13 protein-coding genes are annotated in these 18,642 nt (G+C 39.7%); 9 read left to right on the forward strand and 4 right to left on the reverse strand.

The window, feature by feature from the left end; all coding sequences use genetic code 11:
• Positions 1-239 precede the first annotated feature (239 nt).
• On the reverse strand, positions 240-5,540 hold the full coding sequence (locus H0W62_06120) for a T9SS type A sorting domain-containing protein (GenBank protein ID MBA3648114.1): 5,301 nt from the start codon (positions 5,538-5,540) through the stop codon (positions 240-242).
• Positions 5,541-5,812: 272 nt separating this feature from the next.
• Between H0W62_06120 and H0W62_06125 the strand changes: the two genes are divergently transcribed.
• The 3 genes from H0W62_06125 (at position 5,813) to H0W62_06135 (ending at position 10,387) form a co-directional block, all read left to right on the forward strand.
• Positions 5,813-6,556, forward strand: a complete 744-nt coding sequence (locus H0W62_06125) for a T9SS type A sorting domain-containing protein (GenBank protein MBA3648115.1) — start codon at positions 5,813-5,815, stop codon at positions 6,554-6,556.
• 205 nt (positions 6,557-6,761) lie between these two features.
• Positions 6,762-7,505: a T9SS type A sorting domain-containing protein gene (locus tag H0W62_06130; protein ID MBA3648116.1), complete on the forward strand. Its 744-nt coding sequence runs from the start codon at positions 6,762-6,764 to the stop codon at positions 7,503-7,505.
• A 68-nt stretch (positions 7,506-7,573) separates the two neighbouring features.
• Entirely contained in the window at positions 7,574-10,387 is a 2,814-nt protein-coding gene (locus H0W62_06135) for a T9SS type A sorting domain-containing protein (protein ID MBA3648117.1), read from the forward strand.
• An 85-nt stretch (positions 10,388-10,472) separates the two neighbouring features.
• Here H0W62_06135 and H0W62_06140 read toward each other — a convergent pair whose 3' ends face one another.
• Entirely contained in the window at positions 10,473-11,936 is a 1,464-nt protein-coding gene (locus H0W62_06140; protein MBA3648118.1) for a GH3 auxin-responsive promoter family protein, read from the reverse strand.
• A gap of 124 nt (positions 11,937-12,060) precedes the next feature.
• Complete coding sequence (locus tag H0W62_06145) at positions 12,061-13,404, reverse strand: citrate (Si)-synthase (protein MBA3648119.1); 1,344 nt, start codon at positions 13,402-13,404, stop codon at positions 12,061-12,063.
• A gap of 205 nt (positions 13,405-13,609) precedes the next feature.
• Between H0W62_06145 and folK the strand changes: the two genes are divergently transcribed.
• Genes folK through H0W62_06160 form a run of 3 tightly spaced genes read left to right on the forward strand, consistent with a single transcriptional unit; the run spans position 13,610 to position 15,925 of the window.
• The gene (folK, locus tag H0W62_06150) at positions 13,610-14,116 is read left to right on the forward strand and encodes a 2-amino-4-hydroxy-6-hydroxymethyldihydropteridine diphosphokinase (protein ID MBA3648120.1); all 507 of its coding nucleotides are present in this window, start codon (positions 13,610-13,612) and stop codon (positions 14,114-14,116) included.
• A gap of 58 nt (positions 14,117-14,174) precedes the next feature.
• Entirely contained in the window at positions 14,175-14,807 is a 633-nt protein-coding gene (locus tag H0W62_06155) for an ABC transporter ATP-binding protein (protein ID MBA3648121.1), read from the forward strand.
• Positions 14,807-15,925, forward strand: coding sequence for a hypothetical protein (locus H0W62_06160; protein MBA3648122.1), 1,119 nt, complete (start codon positions 14,807-14,809; stop codon positions 15,923-15,925). Before H0W62_06155 ends, H0W62_06160 begins: the two co-directional genes overlap by 1 nt.
• Positions 15,926-15,953: 28 nt before the next feature.
• Here the strand turns inward: H0W62_06160 and H0W62_06165 are convergent, their stop codons facing one another.
• Positions 15,954-16,457 carry a hypothetical protein gene (locus tag H0W62_06165; protein ID MBA3648123.1) on the reverse strand — a complete coding sequence of 168 codons (504 nt, stop codon included), beginning with the start codon at positions 16,455-16,457 and terminating at the stop codon, positions 15,954-15,956.
• A gap of 309 nt (positions 16,458-16,766) precedes the next feature.
• Here H0W62_06165 and H0W62_06170 point away from each other — a divergent pair, with 309 nt between their 5' ends.
• From H0W62_06170 to H0W62_06180, 3 genes are all read left to right on the forward strand, one after another.
• A complete protein-coding gene (locus H0W62_06170) occupies positions 16,767-17,087 on the forward strand; it encodes a hypothetical protein (GenBank protein MBA3648124.1) in 321 nt (106 codons plus the stop codon).
• A 431-nt stretch (positions 17,088-17,518) separates the two neighbouring features.
• Entirely contained in the window at positions 17,519-17,725 is a 207-nt protein-coding gene (locus H0W62_06175) for a hypothetical protein (protein ID MBA3648125.1), read from the forward strand.
• A 217-nt stretch (positions 17,726-17,942) separates the two neighbouring features.
• Positions 17,943-18,428, forward strand: coding sequence for a hypothetical protein (locus tag H0W62_06180; GenBank protein MBA3648126.1), 486 nt, complete (start codon positions 17,943-17,945; stop codon positions 18,426-18,428).
• Positions 18,429-18,642: the final 214 nt, after the last annotated feature.

Raw genomic sequence — 18,642 nt, forward strand, 5'->3', positions numbered from 1 at the left:
ACCGGAGTGAAGCTGCGGGGAGAGAAAGAGGGATGAAACATCATGCAACATGAGAGAAAAGTCGTGATCTCCGCAGCTTCCTCGGCTAACGCTATAAACCTAGTCGGAGTGAAGCTGCGGGGAGAGGGATGAAACATCATGCAACATGAGAGAAAAGTCGTGATCTCCGCAGCTTCCTCTCTTTATAGTATAGGCTTACCGGAGTGAAGCTACGGGGAATAAGCTTAGATAAAGCTAGTTTACTCCTCTTTCACCGCTTTCTTAACATAAAAATCATTCCCCGAAATAAGTTCGATAAAATACATCCCCGCCTGTAAATTTTCGAGGTGATTCAAATTAACCTGATTAATACCCTGTTTCAAATCAACCTTCCTTTCGAGTAATATGGTTCCTGAAACATTGGTCATTTGAAGGGATGCCATGTGGTCATATGCTGTAAGGATCTGTACTGTTAACTGGTCGCTGAAAGGATTCGGCATTACCGAGACATCAGTGGTAATTACCTGGTCGGCATGAACCACTCTTACCGGAGAATACTTAAAAGATTCATCCTGGTCCACCAGGCGGAGGCGATAATAAATAGTACCGGCGCCTAACTTATCAATGCTGTAATCTATGAGTGAATAATCCAATGGCTGAATGGAATATCCTGCAGCTTTAACTTTACCGATCTCATTAAAATTTTTTCCATCAAGGCTTCGCTCCACTGAAAAATAATCACTGTTATATTCTGATTCAGTGTTCCACGTTAGCAATGCATTGTCATTCACATTCACCGCATTAAAAGCAGTAAGCTCTATCGGAAGCGGTGTATTTTGTAAGCTTATCCCAATTCCAAAATCGGAAAAGGAAGGAACAGAATTTCGTACCGCCACAATGGTTTTATTACTGCCCGAAGCATACTTTAATGATTGGGAATAATCATGTGTGCCAACAGAACCGTAATCTGTTCCAAGCCAGTCGGCATTTAGGCTCGCGCGTTTAATTACTCCCCAGGTACTATCTCTTTCTGTGAAACCTGCATTGCTATAACCGGTTTCGTACAAGCTGACATTATAATCAAGGTTAGTTAAAACTCCGTTCGGAGTCATGGTCCAATACCCTGCATTCAAAATGTCAAAAATTGGAGTTGTATTTATAGAGCAAAGAGTGGAATTTGGTAAAGAACCCAGAATGGCACTGTTCCACTTAACCGTTAAATCTGTTAAGCCGGCAGCGATATTAAACTTCAATTGCGCCAGTTCATAATTTGAATTATCTCCTACCGGGAAATCATAGGTACTTCCAACAACCATGCTGCGCTGAAGCGTGCCATTAATACGTGGTGCCGAATAATAGGCAGGGTCGGAGGGATTAGTAAGCGCACCAATGATAGCCGTTGAAGCAGAATTGGTAATATCCAATTTATAGGCGATGGCGTCTATAATACCATTTGTTAACGTTAAAGCCTGGGCTACATATGCAACACTGCTTAGCGTTAATGTTTGCCCGGGTTTATCAACCACCAGGTTATCAAAAGTTTCGCCACCGGATTTTACAAGAGACTGTGCTTGCGTGCTGCTGGTGAAATATATCGTTCCGTTCGCAGGCGTAAAGGTTCCAAGGTCGGTCCAGTTACCATTCAGCTTTATAATACCACCGGATAGTTTGAGCGTCCCGTTGATGATTATATCGTTGGATACCAAAAGAAATTTGTTCGCATTATTCATATCCAGTGTACAACCCACGTCTATCGTAAGATTGTGGGAGATGCCATAGTTAGTCCCGGAAATGGTGTTGTTTCCCATATTCAAAGTAGTACCATTGCTCACTTGCACATCATATGGATAACCGGATCCGGAAGTCTTACTCATTTCCACACCACGGTTATAAGAGTTACCAGAATAATATTGAAGAATGGAACCTACTGCATAAACAGGCCCCTCTGTATTCACCAAACCAGTGCTATTGATCCGCAGGACGTAATTAATTGTAGTAAGGGAGGGCCCAAAGCTGAAGCCTCCGTTTAATTCTACCCGAACCTTATCACCAAAGACCAGCAAACTACTTTGATCACTGCGGCTTACTGCGTTTCCATCATTAATTATAAAAGGACTTATGGTAGCACTGGAATTAGTAATGCTTCTATTTCCCCCGGTAAGGTAAATACCCGCAAAACCAAGGCTTCCAAAAGTGCAGGTATTTCCATTTAAATCCAACGGGCCGGCAGCAAGAAATTGTAACCCATTACCCCCGTTATTATTAGTGACAATCAGTTTTGTTCCTGAGGCCAGTTTAATACCAACTGTAGAAGTGTTTTTATCCACTATGTAATCAAAAGTCTCCGTAGTGAGGGAAGCGGTATTGGTAATGATCTGACCTGTAACTGCAGTACCGGTAAAAAATACTGCTCTTTTATTCGGAGCAAAAGAGCCTGCATTCGTCCAATTTCCTCTAATATAGAAATCTCCAGATGTGTCATTTAAAACCAATATGTTGGCGCCCTTAATAGTTAAATCACCTGCCATAGCGCGGTCAGTGGTGGTCATCTTGAGTGTAGTGCTTGACAGGGTCACGTTATTTGGCCTGCCAAATCCCGCTGTGCCATCGGTAGCAGCCGTCCACTCTGTTCCTACATTATAGCTACCGGAAGTAGAATAGGTGAGCGTAGACGCTACTCCGTAAGTAGGTGCATTTGTGCTTACATATCCGCCCGGTAAAATCTGCAGGTTACTGATAATAGTTTCAGAGGTGGCTAAAAAATCAACACCTGTATTTAGATCGATCGCATAAAAAGTAGTGGCTACACCGGTAATCTTACCTCTCAATGTGTTTGCCGGTCCATCAAAGGAAACGGTACCTAAACCGGTGGTGAATGTTCCGTTGTTTGAAAATATTCCGGTTGAGCAGTTTCCGTCAATATGCAGGGTTGCTGAACCTGATATTACAAGAGTACCGCCTGAGCTAATAGTTACCGTGTTAGCATAGGCTGTACTTGATATAGTAACTGTTACGCCGCTGCTTATAGTTACGGCAGTGCTAGTTGTAGGCACCGATGCAGATGACCAGTTTGATGCAGTGTTCCAGTCACCGCCAGACGCACCTACGAAAGAAGCTGCAGAACCCGGCTCATCGGCTCCTACTGTCGGAGGAGAGTTGCGCGTGGTGCCATCGTAATCTATGGTAATAGAAACTGTGGTTCCGCTGCCGACAAGAGTGCAATCATTTAGGTGGAGATCATTGGCAATATTTGTAAAAGTAGGCGCTACAGAAACAGAATTAAGGTCTGACCCGGTGGCTTGCCACGCGGTTAAGGTTGCATAATTGGTGGCAGCAACAGTAACTAAAGTAACATTGGAGGTGGTGTATAAGTCATTATAATTAGAAGTAGTGTTAGTTTGCTGCTGTGTAGCGGTGGCAAAATACATCGCCACGTTATTTCCGGGTGTAGCGGAAGTCCTGTTGTTATAAAAGATATTGTCTTTAACGATGGTACCGGAAGTATTCGCCTGGAAACGTATGCAGGTGGTGACAACCGCTGTGCCTGTAGCTACACCTGTTACAACTACTGAATTATAATATAGGGTTGGCGTGCCTCCCTGCAAATCAATCCCGCTGATAAGCGGATTTTTAGTAACAGTATTCCCTACCGAAATCATGTTATTTGAAATAGTTTCTGTACCACCTGTAATTCTTAAACCATCGATAACTGAACTGGTGCTTGAAGCTGCAGTAGATAAATCATAAATTAAATTCCGTGCAATAATATGTCCAGTCCCAGTGCCGGCAAAAAAAATTCCATATACATTAACAGCAAAATTATTGATGTTCGTATTCGAAAGAGTTGCAATAGTATTTTGTGAGATATTTTCACCACCACTTGAGAGGGTATTATCATTAATGCCTATAACTGAAGCAGTTTTGTTTACTTGAATATTAGGATTTGCATTAGTTAGATTTTTGATAATATTATTGGTGACACTGTTTGCTATTCCTGAAATAAAATTGATTCCAATTACTTGGAAAAATGATCCCCCTTGATTATAGGTTAGATTTGATATGGTATTACCTGTTGCAGATACAGTTGAAGCAGAGTTGCTTTCTATACCCACAACTAAGGAATTAAGTGCTGAAGTATTACCAGTTGAATTTAATAAGCTGTTAGTTAATGTGGTGCTCCCTATAATATTGTTATTAATTGTTGCTGTATTAGTCGCTGAGCTTCCAGGTATAGTTATGCCTTTTAAATTTACGTAAACGTTACCAACTGAAACATTTGCCACCGTGACACCTGAAATCTGATTATTTGATAGGGTGGAGTTTGCAGGAACAAGTGTACCTGAATTCCCCTGCGAGGCAATTCCCGTAACAATACCACCAGGACTTGTATTTACATTCACAGTAATGCTTCCATTTATCGTATTTGAACCAATGGTATTTCCTGTTACGGTCCCAACATTCACCAATCCTCCCTGGATATCTATTCCACAAAAAATAAAAGGAGCTGATATTTGACCAGAGGCAGTATTTAGCAATATATTTTTTATAGTATTATTCTGAACGCTGGTTGCAGTACCCGAATTAAGTGTGGCAAGATCAATTCCGCAAAATTTATTACCAAAAGTAGTTAGGGTAAAGGTTAAAGCCGTACCTCCGGCATTAACTGCCGTTCCCCCGATATAATTATTGGTTATTTGAAAGTTTCCTCCATTATTTCCTGAAATACGGATACCATAATTTTCAGGAGAGCTACCAGTTGTAGTGATTGATGCCGTATAGTAGATACTGTTACCGGTTATGGTCCAGTCCGTGCTGCCTCTGGTGTAGCAATGAATACCTGCACCGCGTAACGGACCACTGGAGCTAGTTAAGCTAACGCAATTAATTATTTGATTGTTGGTGATGGAAATATTTGAATTATAATTAGCCAGTACATAAGAAGCAGAGCTTTGATATGAAAATATTCCAAAGCAGGGGAAACCGTTACTGCTTTCCCTTATAATACAATTTGAAATGGTGATGTTATCGTTACCCGAGCCGCTTGTAGTATTTGGATCAGCTAAAAATATAACTCCACTATTGGCAGTAACATTTTCACTTCCTTTAATAGTGCAATTGGTTATTGTATTATTCTTCGCATCACTATTAAATCGGATAGTTGCCGGTGCAGAGGCATTTGTATTTTCAAAGGTTAAAGTATTTCCACCGCTGTTCAAGCCATCGATAGTAACATTGCTTGCGCCATTCAATTCAAAAATCGGTGTTCCAGAAAAGTTGCCTGTTACCGTGCTGCCGGTTCCGCCAGTCGGTTTAATGGTCAAGGTGGACCAGCCCTGGTTTTGAAGGGTGGGGGCAGTTATAACTTCGGTAATGATGCCCTGAATAGTTATTAAAATATTGTTACCTGTTTGAATATTCCCAGCAATAGCGAGAGCCTGTACTGCTGCATTTAAGTTTGTATAGCTGCCGTTTACACCTCCAGAAGCACCACTCACTACCACCTGGGCCATTGCCCCGTGTACCAGGAAACAACAAAAAAGGAATGCGTGAAATTTTTTCATCAGGTTTTTTGATAAGGTGACAGGAAGCGAATTTACTTCAATCTGCCTGAAATTGCCAATACGATTTTGATCACTTACTTACAGCTGCTTATTATGGAATTTACTCAATGGAAAAACAGCGAATTCCCGATATCAATATTTGGTCTGATTAAAAGGGACAAGGCGTAGTTTCTTTCACATACATATGTATTTTTTAAATGTAGCCGGTTCAGGTTATGGCTATAGTTTTTATATAATTTTAAACCGGATTATTCAACCTTAAAAATATAACTGTGAAAAAAACCTACACCTTGCTTGCTGTTCTGTTTTTAGTGACAGGCGCTGCCTTTGCACAAAAAACATCCTCGGTAACCTTTACAGTTGACATGTCGGCCTATGTGGCAGCCGGAGGATCCATCAGCCCGTGCGGAGTTCATGTTGCCGGAAATTTTCAAACTCCGCTCTCATGGGTTCCCTCCGATAGTTCTTACAAGCTTATTGATATGGGTAATAATATTTTTTCAGGAACCTTTATTATTTCACTGGATTCCTTTCCGCTGAAATTTAAATTTATAAACAGTCAGCAGGCAAGCTGTTCCTGGGGTGACGTGCATACGGACCAGGAAAGCCTGAGCGGCGACTGTACGGATGCCACTGACGATAACCGGTTTATAGCAGAAAATTTTGGCGCAGAATCATTCCTGTTTTATGCGGCTGACTGGGATTCCTGTACAGGCTCAGAAATCACCCTAACAGGTATTTCTAATGCAGACCAATGGTCTGATACAGTTTCCGTTTTTCCGAACCCGGCTTCTGCCGAAATCAGAATAAAATTTTCTCTTGTAAATGCCGAAAGGATACATTTTGTCTTAAGAAATTATACAGGAGAAGCTATTCGCAGCCTTTCCGATGAATTTTTAAGCGCCGGCGCACACGAAGCTGCATTTGATGTTTCTGATTTGACAAACGGAATTTATTTTATCGGATTTGAGGCATCGGGAAAACAGATAAATAAACCCTTGCAGATTATTAAGTAACTTTAAAAGTGGAACCTGTTTTAATATGGAGGGTACGTAAATTTGTTTAAAATTTAATCATCCATAAATCCGCGGTCAGGTTAATTACGTACAAATCATAACCATTAAATGCTTACTAATAATTTTCTCGTTGTAACATTGGTGGTTTAAAATTTGCATAATTTTAGCGGTCATAAAAAAATCATTCACAATAAAAAATCAACCCATGAAAAAAATTTTTTACACGATTGGAGCCTTCTTCATTGTAACGCTCTTTACCATGAGGGCAAGTGCAGATGTTACTGTAACATTTGTCCTGAATTTAGGTGATACCCTTACTGCCGGAACTAATGGCGTTCACGTTGCAGGAACTTTTTCAGATGAGGCTGCCACAACTACCGCAGGCGATAGTCTTAACAATTGGGACCCTGCGTCAACGGCTGGCGGATTTACCGATAATGGAAATGGCACCTGGTCATTGTCAATAGTATTTCCTGAAAGCAGTATTGGCGACACACTTCAGTTTAAATTTCTCACTGATAACATGTGGGGAACCGATGAAACTCACATAGATTCAACCTGTGGAATTAACAGCGGGGTAGGTAGCTTTAACCGTTCTTTAGTTATTCCGAGTGTTAGCTCCACTTATTCTGCCAGCTTCAACACGTGCGGCACCCTTTCCGTTACCGGCATCCATGAAGTAAAAGGTGCAGTTTCATCAATTGATATTTATCCTAACCCGGCCGTAAACAATGCTTCCGTAAATTTCTCAATGAAATCTGGTAAAAATGTAGAGATCACTCTGCAGAACTATACCGGACAGATTGTTAAGAAACTCGCGCAGGGCTATCAGTCTGCCGGCGGGCATATGCTTAATTTCTCTGTGGAAAATTTGGTTAACGGAGTATATTTTGTGCGTATCTCTGAAGATGGGCAGTTGAGCAGTAAATCATTCCTGATTAATAAATAGACTTGTAAGTAATTCTTTAAAGCCCACGTACCCCGTGGGCTTTTCTTATTTGTTCAATCCGCACTCTTATGAAAAAAATTATTCCGGTTATTGCATTCCTGTTCGTTACTGCAATTGTATGGGCACAGGTGGTAATTACATACCCGGTTTTTCCAACCGTGAATGACACCTTAACCGTTACGTATAATGCAGCAGAAGGAAACGGGGCTTTAAAAGGATATACCGGAGATGTGTATGCACACACAGGATTACTTACCAGCCAGGGTTCCGGATGGCAGCATGTGGGAGATGTGTGGGGAACAGCGGATTCTATGTTTTTAATGACCAGGATAGGAACTGATCTCTATACCATCACATTTCAAATCAGAAGTTTTTATGGAGTAAATGCAGGAGAAATCGTGTATTCGATGGCATTTGTTTTTAGAAATACCGATGGAACACTTGTAGGCAGAAATACTAACGGCTCAGATATTTTTTATGATGTATGGGATGGTATTTCACTCGAATCAAAACTATTAACCCCTGATGAATCAGCTCTTTCAGTAAATTTTGGAGATACGATTCCAGTCATGTTTGCTTCGTCACAATTGTCTACCATCTCCTTTTACCAAAATAACATTCTTATCCAGCAATTTCTGAACAGTGATTCAGTCGGATATACCCTTATTGCCAATGCATACGGAGCCACGTGGATAAAGGCTGTTGCAGATGATGGCGCCCAACAATCATCAGATTCTTTCTACTACTTTATTCCGCCACCTGTTACAGTGGCGCCGCTTCCCGCAGGTGTGGATGATGGTATTAACTATGTGGATGATTCCACTGCAACACTTGTTTTGGTTGCACCAAAGAAAAAATACGTGTACGCTATTGGAGATTTCAGTAACTGGCTGATTGATGACAGCATGTACATGAAGATGACGCCTGACAGCAGCCGCTGGTGGGTTACATTACACCATTTGATTCCGCTAAAAGAATATACCTACCAGTACCTGGTGGATGGAACCTTGTATATAGCGGATCCTTACAGCGATAAAATTCTGGATCCTGATAATGATCCCTATATTTCTTCTGTTACTTATCCAAACCTGTTGCCTTATCCTACGGGAAAGGCTACAGGTATTGTTTCCGTTCTGGAAACCGGGCAGCCTGCCTACGAATGGCAGGTGAGTTCTTATAAGCGCCCGGACAAGACTAACCTGGTGATCTATGAATTACTCATTCGGGATTTCATAAGTGCACACGACTATCACACACTTAAAGATTCTCTTCCTTACCTGCAGCAATTAGGAATAAATGCAATCGAGCTCATGCCCGTTTCAGAATTTGAAGGAAATGTGAGCTGGGGTTATAATCCCGATTTTTATTTCGCGCCTGATAAATATTACGGACCGAAAGATTCCCTGAAATCATTTATTGATGCATGCCATGCACTTGGTATAGCTGTAATTCAGGATATTGTACTTAATCACTCCTGCGAACAATCTCCCATGGTGCAGTTGTATTGGGATGCTGTAAACAACCGCTCTTCAGCTGATAACCCATGGTATAATCCTGTTGCGAAACATCCTTTTAACGTCTGCTATGATTTCAACCACGAAAGCGAATACACAAAAAACTTTACTAAAGATGTTTTAAAATATTGGGCCGAAGAATACAAAATAGATGGATGGCGCTTTGATCTTGCCAAAGGCTTTACTCAATTTTATTCAGGAGACGACTTAAACTTATGGAATAAATACGATCAGTCACGTGTGAATATTTGGGAAGATTATAACAATTTCATTCGCAGCATTGATTCAAACCTTTATGTAATCCTGGAATATTTTGCCGATAACGATGAAGAAAAAGTTTTAGCAGGTCAGGGTATGATGCTTTGGGGCAACCTTGCCTATAATTATCAGCAGGCTGCCATGGGTTATTCGCAAAATGATTTCTCGTGGATATCGTACAAATCGCGACGGTATGACAGCGCTTATGTAGTTGGCTATATGGAAAGCCACGATGAAGAGCGGCTGACCTATAAAGTGGAAACCTATGGTAACCATACTGTTACTTATGATGTGCGCCCTTTGGATTCGGCATTAACCCGGATGAAGCTTGCTGCTGCTTTTTTTATACCGGTTCCAGGCCCAAAATTAATCTGGCAGTTTGGAGAACTGGGTTATGATTACCCGATTAATTATTGCCCCGATGGAACCATAAGCGACTATTGCCGCACCGATCCAAAGCCTATTAAGTGGGATTATTTAAACTATGGGCCCCGCAGATGGGTTTATAATTTCTATGCTGCTTTAATTCATCTTAAAGAAACGTATCCTGTTTTCAGAACAGCTGATTATTCCATGCAAGTAAGCTCCTTTCTGAAAAGCATTCATCTTAATGATTCCTCATTTAATGTCTGCATCCTGGGCAACTTCGATGTATACCCAGGGTCTATAACTCCGGCCTTTCAAAAGGCCGGCACCTGGTATGAATATTTTACAGGAGATTCTCTTTCAATTACAGATGTGAATGCCCCTTTGGCTTTTGCATCCGGGGAATATCGCTTTTATACTTCAATTAGATTAGCAATGCCCGATCTTGGGAATGTGGGTATTGATGACCCTGCGCAAACGCATACCCTTGCATTGTTCCGGAATTTTCCTAACCCATTCAATAATAATACAACCATTGATTTTTATATTCCGGAAGGTGGAAAGGCACGAATAGAATTATTGGATCTGCAGGGACAAATATTGAAACTTATTGCAGATAGAAATTTTATAAAAGGATACTATACGGTGGAATTATCGGCTGATGACTTTAGCAATGGAATTTATTTCTGCAAACTTACATCCGGTGGTTCATCAAAAACTATAAAAATAGTGGTGGATAAGTAAGGAGGAAGACCTGCAAGTTACTTTCACAAACACTGAGAAAAATGATTTAAATAAAACTCATTCTATAAATATTTGAATGCAGATATTAATCCTGTGAACCGGACTGCCCATTCATTTTTAATATTTCATCTATCAATACCCGGTCGTTATTTAAGCGCGGCACTTTATTCTGGCCGCCCAATTTATTTTTCGATTTCAGCCAGTTATAAAAAGTGTTAGGTGGCATCTGATGAATTACAGGAACAAGTAATGCTAGATCCTTAGCACGTTTTGCATCGTAGTCTGAATTTAAAGAACGTAACGATTGATCGAGCATTTCCGTAAATTCTCCCAGGTCTTCCGGGGCATTTGAAAATTCAATCAGCCATTCATGGCCTCCACGGTTTTCAGCGGTAAGGTAAATGGGAGCCACAGTATAGTCCTTTACTACGGCGCCTGTCCGGTGGCATGCTTCGGCCAGCGCACGGTCAGTATTGTCAACGATTACTTCTTCTCCAAAAGCATTAATAAAATGTTTCAACCTGCCACTTACCCTGATCCTGTAAGGTCGCACAGAAGTAAAGCGAATGGTATCACCCACCACATAGCGCCACAAGCCTCCATTTGTGGAGATAACCAAAGCGTAGTTATCATTGGTGTTCACCTCATGAAGCAAAACCGTTTTCGGTTGCTCACTTAAAAATTCACCGGAGGGAATAAACTCATAAAATATACCATTGCTTAAATGCAAAACCAGGTCTTCATCATTTAACCCGAACTGAAAACCAAAAAATCCCTCGGAAGCATTATAGGTTTCATAATAATTTATTTTTTCAGAACGTATTAGTGTTTTAAACTCCCGCCTGTATGGGGTAAAGCTTACCCCTCCATGAATGTATAATTCCAGGTTAGGCCATACTTCCAGGAGATTATTTTTTCCCGTTATTTCAAATATTCGTTTTATTAAAAGTATAGTCCATGTCGGCACCCCGGAAAGGTTGGTCACATCTTCATTTATAGTTGACAGGGCCAGAGCCTCTAATTTTTTTTCCCAGTCATCCATCAATGCTATAGACAGATCAGGTGTGCGGTACCACTGGGCAAAAAAAGACATATTCTGAAGCAGTACGGCAGAAAGATCACCGTAAGAAGAGCTATTGTTTAATGGATTTATCTGGTGACTGCCTCCGACAATCAGCCCTTTGCCGCTTAAAATTTTCGTGTCAGGATTTAGTGCACAGTAAGCGGAAAGTAAGTCTATCGCTCCTTTGTAATGGCAATCTTCAATAGACTCCTTAGTCATGGGAATAAACTTACTGGTATCGCTGGTAGTGCCGGAAGATTTTGCAAACCATTTTACCGGTGTGTTCCAAAGAAGATTCTGCTCTCCTGACATGATACGCTTGAAATAGGGTTTCAGAGATTCATAATTCTGAACGGGAACGCGCCTTCTGAATTCATCCGGATGCCGGATGGTACTATAATCATATTTCTTTCCCCACTCCGTATTAGCAGCTTGCTGCAAAAGACTGTTAAATATTTTAAGCTGCGCATCGAGTGGATATTCCATCCAGGATTCGATCTGGCTGAAGCGCTGACGGAGAAACCACTGGACTATTGGGGAGAAAACAAACAATTTCCGCTTTATTGATTAAATAGAGTTCGCTTACAATGTAATCAATACAGTGTAATAATCAGTGCGGCGCTACAGCCGTCTCGTTCTCCTTAACCATTTTGGAGGAAACAAATTCTTTCATCCATTGCGTAGTAACAGACTTAGGCCTTTCGATGCCGTAACCCAAAGCACGGTCCCAGATCAAAGATGCAAGTACACCCAGGGCGCGGGAAACTCCAAATAGAACCGTATAAAATTCATATTCTTTAAGTCCATAGTGAACCAATAGCGCGCCGGAGTGCGCATCTACATTTGGCCACGGGTTTTTAATTTTACCGGTTTCTCCAAGAATTTTGGGAGCGGCTTCATAAACTTTCCAGACAATTTTTACGAGTTCATCTTCAGGGCAATATTTCTTTGCAAAATCCATCTCTGCTATAAACCGCGGGTCCGTTTTACGCAGTACTGCATGCCCATATCCAGGAACCACCTTTCCTTCCGCAAGGGTCTGCCGGATATAATTTTCAATATCAGTGATGGAAGGCTCGGCTTTTCCAAGATGTTTTTTCATATCCAAAATCCAGCGGATCACTTCCTGGTTTGCAAGGCCATGGAGGGGTCCTGCCAGCCCATTCATTCCCGAAGCAAATGAAAGATAAGCATCGCTTAATGCCGATCCTACAAGATGTGTGGCATGGGCCGATACATTTCCACCCTCATGGTCAGCATGTATCGTAAGAAACAAACGCATGTAACTATAGAAATCAGGCTGATTATAACCGAGCATATGCGCAAAATTTGCAGCCCAATCAAGTTCGGGATCTGGCTCAATGTGTTTTCCCTTCTTATAGGAGCGGCGATAGATATATGCAGCAATACGTGGCAAACGGGCTATCAGGGTCATTACATCTTCATACATTGGATCCCAATATTCCTTTTTATTAATTCCTTCCCGGTACGCTTTTACAAATGTAGACTCGGTTTGCATAGCCATGATGCCTATGCTGAACTGAGTCATGGGATGTGTTTCGCGGGGAAGTCGGTCTATTGCTTTAAAAACATGAAGCGGAACAATAGCCCTTCTAGCCCATACATTTGCGATATGCTGCACATCTTTAAATGTAGGGATTTCATCGAGCAGCAAGAGATAGAACAGGCCTTCAGGCAAGGGCTCATTGCAACTTTCAAGGTGCGGAAGCCTGGAACGCAATTCCGGAATGGTGTATCCTCTAAACCGAATGCCTTCTTCGGGATCAAGCAGTGATGTTTCGGTAACCAGCGCTTTAATACTTTTCATTCCCCCATACGCCTGCCCTACCGTATATGTACCGAGCTCTGTATTCTCATTTTTTTTTATAAACTCTTTAATTTCTGCAGCTAAAGGCAGTGCTTTAGCGGCAAAGTGTTCTTTAATGTAACCCATAACACTTAATAATTTTCACTGCCAAAATTAGGAAAATTTAAGATGCGACAGAAAAAACTGCTGTATATTTTCATCAATTTATAAATACTGACGAAAGTTAAACAGAGACCGGTTATTTTGTAAAAAGTTTAATTATAACCGTAAGCGTTGTTCACGATACAATAAAAAATAATTTCCTGATAAATTTCTTTCTCCAAGTCATAATATGCACCAGGCTTATCTTCTATTTGGCAGTAATTTAGATGATCGTGAGTCTCATATAAATCATGGACTGGATAAGCTGCGTCTTAATAATATTAAAATTTTAAAAGCTTCTTCGATTTATGAAACATCACCATGGGGAGTTATAAATCAACCGGATTACTTAAATGTGGCTGTAAAAATTGCAACCAATCTTTCATCCGTAGAGCTGTTCGGCATCGTTAAGGAATTCGAAAGAGAGGAGGGGCGGATTAATTTACAGAAATATGCACCCCGTGAACTGGATATCGATATTTTGTTTTATGATGAAATAATATTCGAAAATAATGAACTCATCATTCCCCATCCCAAGATTCAACTGCGTAAATTTACCCTGATCCCAATGAATGAAATTGCCAGTGCATATGTGCATCCCGTATTAAAAAAGAGTATTAAAAATTTATTGCTTGAATGTGAAGATATAGGGACGGTTAGGTTATATAAACCAGTTTCTGCAGAAAACAAGAGGTGAAATTTTCATTCTGCAATAGATATTTTTCACCTTCGTTTGCAGCTGCTAAGTGTGATCTATGCTTCAGATAGTGAATGTTAAAAAATTTTACGGCAGTTATCTGGCATTGCAGGTTTCATCTCTGACTATAAGCGATGGAATTCACTGGCTACAAGGCATAAATGGTTCTGGCAAAACCACTTTTTTAAAAATCATAGCCGGGCTTCTGCCCTTTAGTGGAGATATTTTTATCCGCGATACTATAAGCATTAAAAAAAAACCGGTTGCCTATCGCAGGCTTGTAAATTATGCAGAGGCGGAACCGCTTTATCCTTCTTTTCTATCCGGAACTGACCTCATCAATTTATTTGTAAAAGCAAAACAAGGCACTCATCAGCAGGCTGATGAATTAATTGAATTACTGCATGTCAATTCATTCATCAGCCATCCTATAGGAACGTATTCCAGTGGCATGCAAAAGAAAATGTCAATAATTCTGGCATTGATCGGACATCCTAGCCTGGTTTTGCTGGATGAGCCGCTGGTAACTGTTGATGATGCATCGGTAAACATTATCTATGAATTGATAGAAAACTATCATCGGAGTAAGGGGACTTCATTCCTGCTCACTTCTCACCAGCAGTTTGATCAGTCAAGGTTTACCATTGAAAACAGGTTTCTTGTAGAAAATCAAATGATAAAACATCTATAATGGTAGGCCCTGTTTCAAAAGTGCTTAACCGGGTAATAGTTGCACAATTTTATCAGCGAAATGCGGGATTATTTTTGTTTCTGTTCATACTGCTTTTTGGCGTAGTGCATGGAGAGGAAGTGCTTTATTATCATCTTACCCTGATATATGCCATGCTTGATTCCAATCTTTTTATGGCGGTAATTTTTATTGTATGGTTATTATACGGTTTAAAGTGTGCGCAGTTTACGACTAAATCTTTATCAGAACCCGAAAATTCATTTATAAATGTGATAGCATGTCTTTCGAAAAGAGAACAGCTGCTTGCTCTCATAAACCTGCAGTGGTTACTTTTTCTTCCGGTATTGATTTATACATTATTTATTATTAGTGTGGGGATTTATACCAAATGTTTCGGGCAGGTTTTACTTGTGATTGCCTATAATTTTTTGCTTTGCGGGTTAAGTGCAGTTTTTTACCGTTATAAGATCCAACACCCTGACAGTGGAAAATCCCTGATTCGTTTTCCGTTTCTTACGATCAAAATACCTAAGAATTATCCTGCCTTTTTTATTACCTATCTATTGAATGAGCTTAAGATAATTTTTATCGTAACAAAGTTTTTTTCAGCAACTGTATTAATTGCTTTCCTGAATGGCTTTTTTATAAATGTTAACGATTCACGAATTCCATTTTTAGGTTTTCTTTTAGGCATTATTGCGCACTGCATGCTGGTATTTGAATTCAGGAAATTCGAAGAAACACGCTTAAATTTTAGCCGTAATCTTCCTATATCCCGTGGAAAAAGATTTTTATCTATGGCAATGGTTTATACAGTTGTGCTTCTTCCTGAAATTATTATCCTTATAACTTCCATACCAACCATTATTTCCGCCATTAACTTTATTCTTCTTGCCGTATTCGGTATCAGCACTTTACTGTTTTTGCACTGTCTGCTTTATTGGCCCATTCGTGATACGGAAGTATTTTTAAAATATGTATTTGGAACCTTCTCCATTTTGTTCTTTTTAATCTTATATAAAGCCTATGTAGCTATTATTTCAATGTTGCTTTTAATTTCACTGCTGATTTTTTTCTTGAGGTATTACAGGTATGAAACAATAAGTACGGATGAATAAATTTTGGAATCAGGGAGAGCGATCAAACCTATTTTGCTTCCAGCAAATCCCCTGAAGGACCGAATTTATAGGTAGTTCCGTCCGCCTGAAAGTCATGCAATTTTACAGAACCATCACCCGGAAATTCAACAGAATTTTCACCATGCACTGTGGTCCAGTATTTATATTCTGACTCAAAATCTGCTTTTTTATAGAGCATCACATTTACTTTAGCAGAATCGCGGCTCCCAACTAAAAGCTCCTGTTTGCCATCACCATCTACGTCCTTTTCGCCCACCTGCACCATAGAAGCGGTTTGAAATGGATCACAGAAAAGATTGTTTTTACCGTTTTTTCCAATCATTACTTTAATTCCGGTTCCTGCTGCATAAGACAGCACAAGCGTTGAACCGTCTTTATTCTTAATGGAAGGAACACGCTGGCTTTTTGGAATCAATGAAGCAGTGTTGGTTAATCCTTTAATAATTTCCTGAGCAGTGGCACCTTTATAATAGGCAGTAGCTATTACTAATAACAATATGATTTTTTTCATTCAGGAGCTTTTGAAGAGATGGGCAAAAATAAAACCAATTCTAAATATGTCAGAAGCTGATTAGATCATTAACAATGTTCTCTAAGATATTAACATGCGTCTATGCATTGTTTACTCTCTTCAGCAGCTATTTATATCTCAGTGATTCATCGGTTTACCTAAGTGATTCATCTACTCCGTTTGCTCACTCATAGAATACAAACCAATAACCTTTCCCGCAGGCAATAATTTCATGCTCTTTACAGGATTTTAATATGAAATTTCAATTATATCAGCCTGCATCTATATTATATATGAGAACTCAATTTTATGAAACTCACTATCCTTCTTCCTTTTTTTCTGCTTGTCCTGAATTTATCAAATGCACAAAGAGTACCTTCAATTGCAGGAACATATTCAGCCCATACCGGCAGGTTTATTATTAAACTAAATGCCCACCAAATCTGGAAACTGAATCCTGATGGTACCGGTTCGTGGAAAAGCAATGATGGTAAACGTCATGCTACATTCCTATATGGTATAAGAGACAAAAAGACCTATCCAGTAATGATAGAACAGGATGGGAAAAATACATTGCACATAACCGGAAAAAATATTTACATCACTCTGAAAAGAGTAAAGTCTCAATAAAGTCTTCTTTAGCTGCCGCAGATTTAGTTGCGTCCACATAACCTTTGCTTTGCCTTATAATACGCAGATGAATATTTTCTGTGCATCCTTTATAGATGTCGCCATTACTGCACAGAAGGAGGTATACATACCATATTAAAATAATTTAAGAACCTGCACCGCTAAAGATACGGCAGGTGAATGCGGAGAGAGTGGGATTCGAACTATTTTATAAAGGTATTGATTGTCAAACATTAATGAGTTTAATTTTCAATGGGTATCCTAATAGGTAACCAAATCTTTTAAAGGAAATCCCGAGGTTTCCCCTTTCAGCTGCAAAATAAATATGGTTCAGCTCTTCCGTAAATAACCATTTAAAGCCTTTTTTTATCGCTCAGATTTGGAGAGATACTACAATGATGATTTTTTTAAGTAATTAGCAAATTAGAGGTATGACTACAGATGAAGCATTTACTCAAATGATCCATACCCGCGGCATGCATACGAGAATTGACCGCACTGCAAAATATATGACTTGGATACGAGTTAAAAATCAAAGACATAAAGGAATCTCGCTTGAGCTGAAGATTCATCTATTACAAAAGGCAGGATTTAAAATGTTGCAAGATATTGAATGGGGAGAGCCTAAAACAAAATAAATTTCATCATCCTTAATTTTGTAATTGTACGAGGTATGTTTTCTTGCCTGTTTCCTTTCTCAGGTTGCCTGTGTTGGAACTAATAGAGAACACACACGGCCGGTTTCCATCTCTCTTAATACATTGCGACAGGTATCACATCACTTCCATTCAGCGAAGGAAAGGGGGCAAGGGACTGAAAGGACAGGAAATTGTAAAGAGGGTTAATAATACTGGAATGGTAAATTCATTACTAAACTTTATAAAAGAGCTTTTTTGCCTTATCGAAGAAATAGCACCTATTGCAATTGCAATATTTGCTGGGAGAATAGCATATCAACAATATCAAGTCCAGCGGTATAAAGTGAAGTTAGATTTATTCGAGCGACGAATGAAAATTTATGAAAATATAAGGTCTGTCTTAATTAATGTTTTTCACTATGCATCATTAGAAAAAGCTGATATGAATAATTTCCATATGTGCGTTAGACATTCAAAATTCCTTTTTGACAAACCAACAAGAGACTACATTTTCGAAATTGAAGATAAAGTACTCGAATTCCAAAGAATACAAATGTTTCTGTTTGGACCAGGTAGTTTGCCGGAAGGGGAAACAAGAACTCTAAAAGCTGTACTTCAAGAAGAAATAATGATGTGGCTAATTAACCAAATCACGGTTTTTGACGAAAAGTTTTCAAATTTCATGGCAATAAATAAAATATAAGGGAACTATATACAACTTTGGACTTTGAAAATCTCTTTCATGGATTTTCAACCTTTCATATATGACCACTTTTATATTAAGGTAATATAGGGTATTCCCGAAAATGTTTCAAATTCATTTGGAGTGATGGCTAATGCTTGCTGATCATCTTGCTAAGAGATATTTTTTTGATTCATGGAGCAGCGGATATCCTTTTGGTTTAGCAGCGAACACA

This window comes from Chitinophagales bacterium (assembly GCA_013816805.1).
GTDB lineage: Bacteria > Bacteroidota > Bacteroidia > Chitinophagales > UBA10324 > MGR-bin340.

What these genes read in the sequence shown, in the direction of transcription:
- H0W62_06120 (MBA3648114.1), bottom strand. Translation starts at nt 5,540, where the DNA reads ATGAAAAAATTTCACGCATTCCTTTTTTGTTGTTTCCTGGTACACGGG.
- H0W62_06130 (MBA3648116.1), top strand. Translation starts at nt 6,762, where the DNA reads ATGAAAAAAATTTTTTACACGATTGGAGCCTTCTTCATTGTAACGCTC.
- H0W62_06135 (MBA3648117.1), top strand. Translation starts at nt 7,574, where the DNA reads ATGAAAAAAATTATTCCGGTTATTGCATTCCTGTTCGTTACTGCAATT.
- H0W62_06140 (MBA3648118.1), bottom strand. Translation starts at nt 11,936, where the DNA reads ATGGAATATCCACTCGATGCGCAGCTTAAAATATTTAACAGTCTTTTG.
- H0W62_06145 (MBA3648119.1), bottom strand. Translation starts at nt 13,404, where the DNA reads ATGGGTTACATTAAAGAACACTTTGCCGCTAAAGCACTGCCTTTAGCT.
- folK (MBA3648120.1), top strand. Translation starts at nt 13,610, where the DNA reads ATGCACCAGGCTTATCTTCTATTTGGCAGTAATTTAGATGATCGTGAG.
- H0W62_06155 (MBA3648121.1), top strand. Translation starts at nt 14,175, where the DNA reads ATGCTTCAGATAGTGAATGTTAAAAAATTTTACGGCAGTTATCTGGCA.
- H0W62_06160 (MBA3648122.1), top strand. Translation starts at nt 14,807, where the DNA reads ATGGTAGGCCCTGTTTCAAAAGTGCTTAACCGGGTAATAGTTGCACAA.
- H0W62_06165 (MBA3648123.1), bottom strand. Translation starts at nt 16,457, where the DNA reads ATGAAAAAAATCATATTGTTATTAGTAATAGCTACTGCCTATTATAAA.
- H0W62_06170 (MBA3648124.1), top strand. Translation starts at nt 16,767, where the DNA reads ATGAAACTCACTATCCTTCTTCCTTTTTTTCTGCTTGTCCTGAATTTA.
- H0W62_06175 (MBA3648125.1), top strand. Translation starts at nt 17,519, where the DNA reads ATGACTACAGATGAAGCATTTACTCAAATGATCCATACCCGCGGCATG.
- H0W62_06180 (MBA3648126.1), top strand. Translation starts at nt 17,943, where the DNA reads ATGGTAAATTCATTACTAAACTTTATAAAAGAGCTTTTTTGCCTTATC.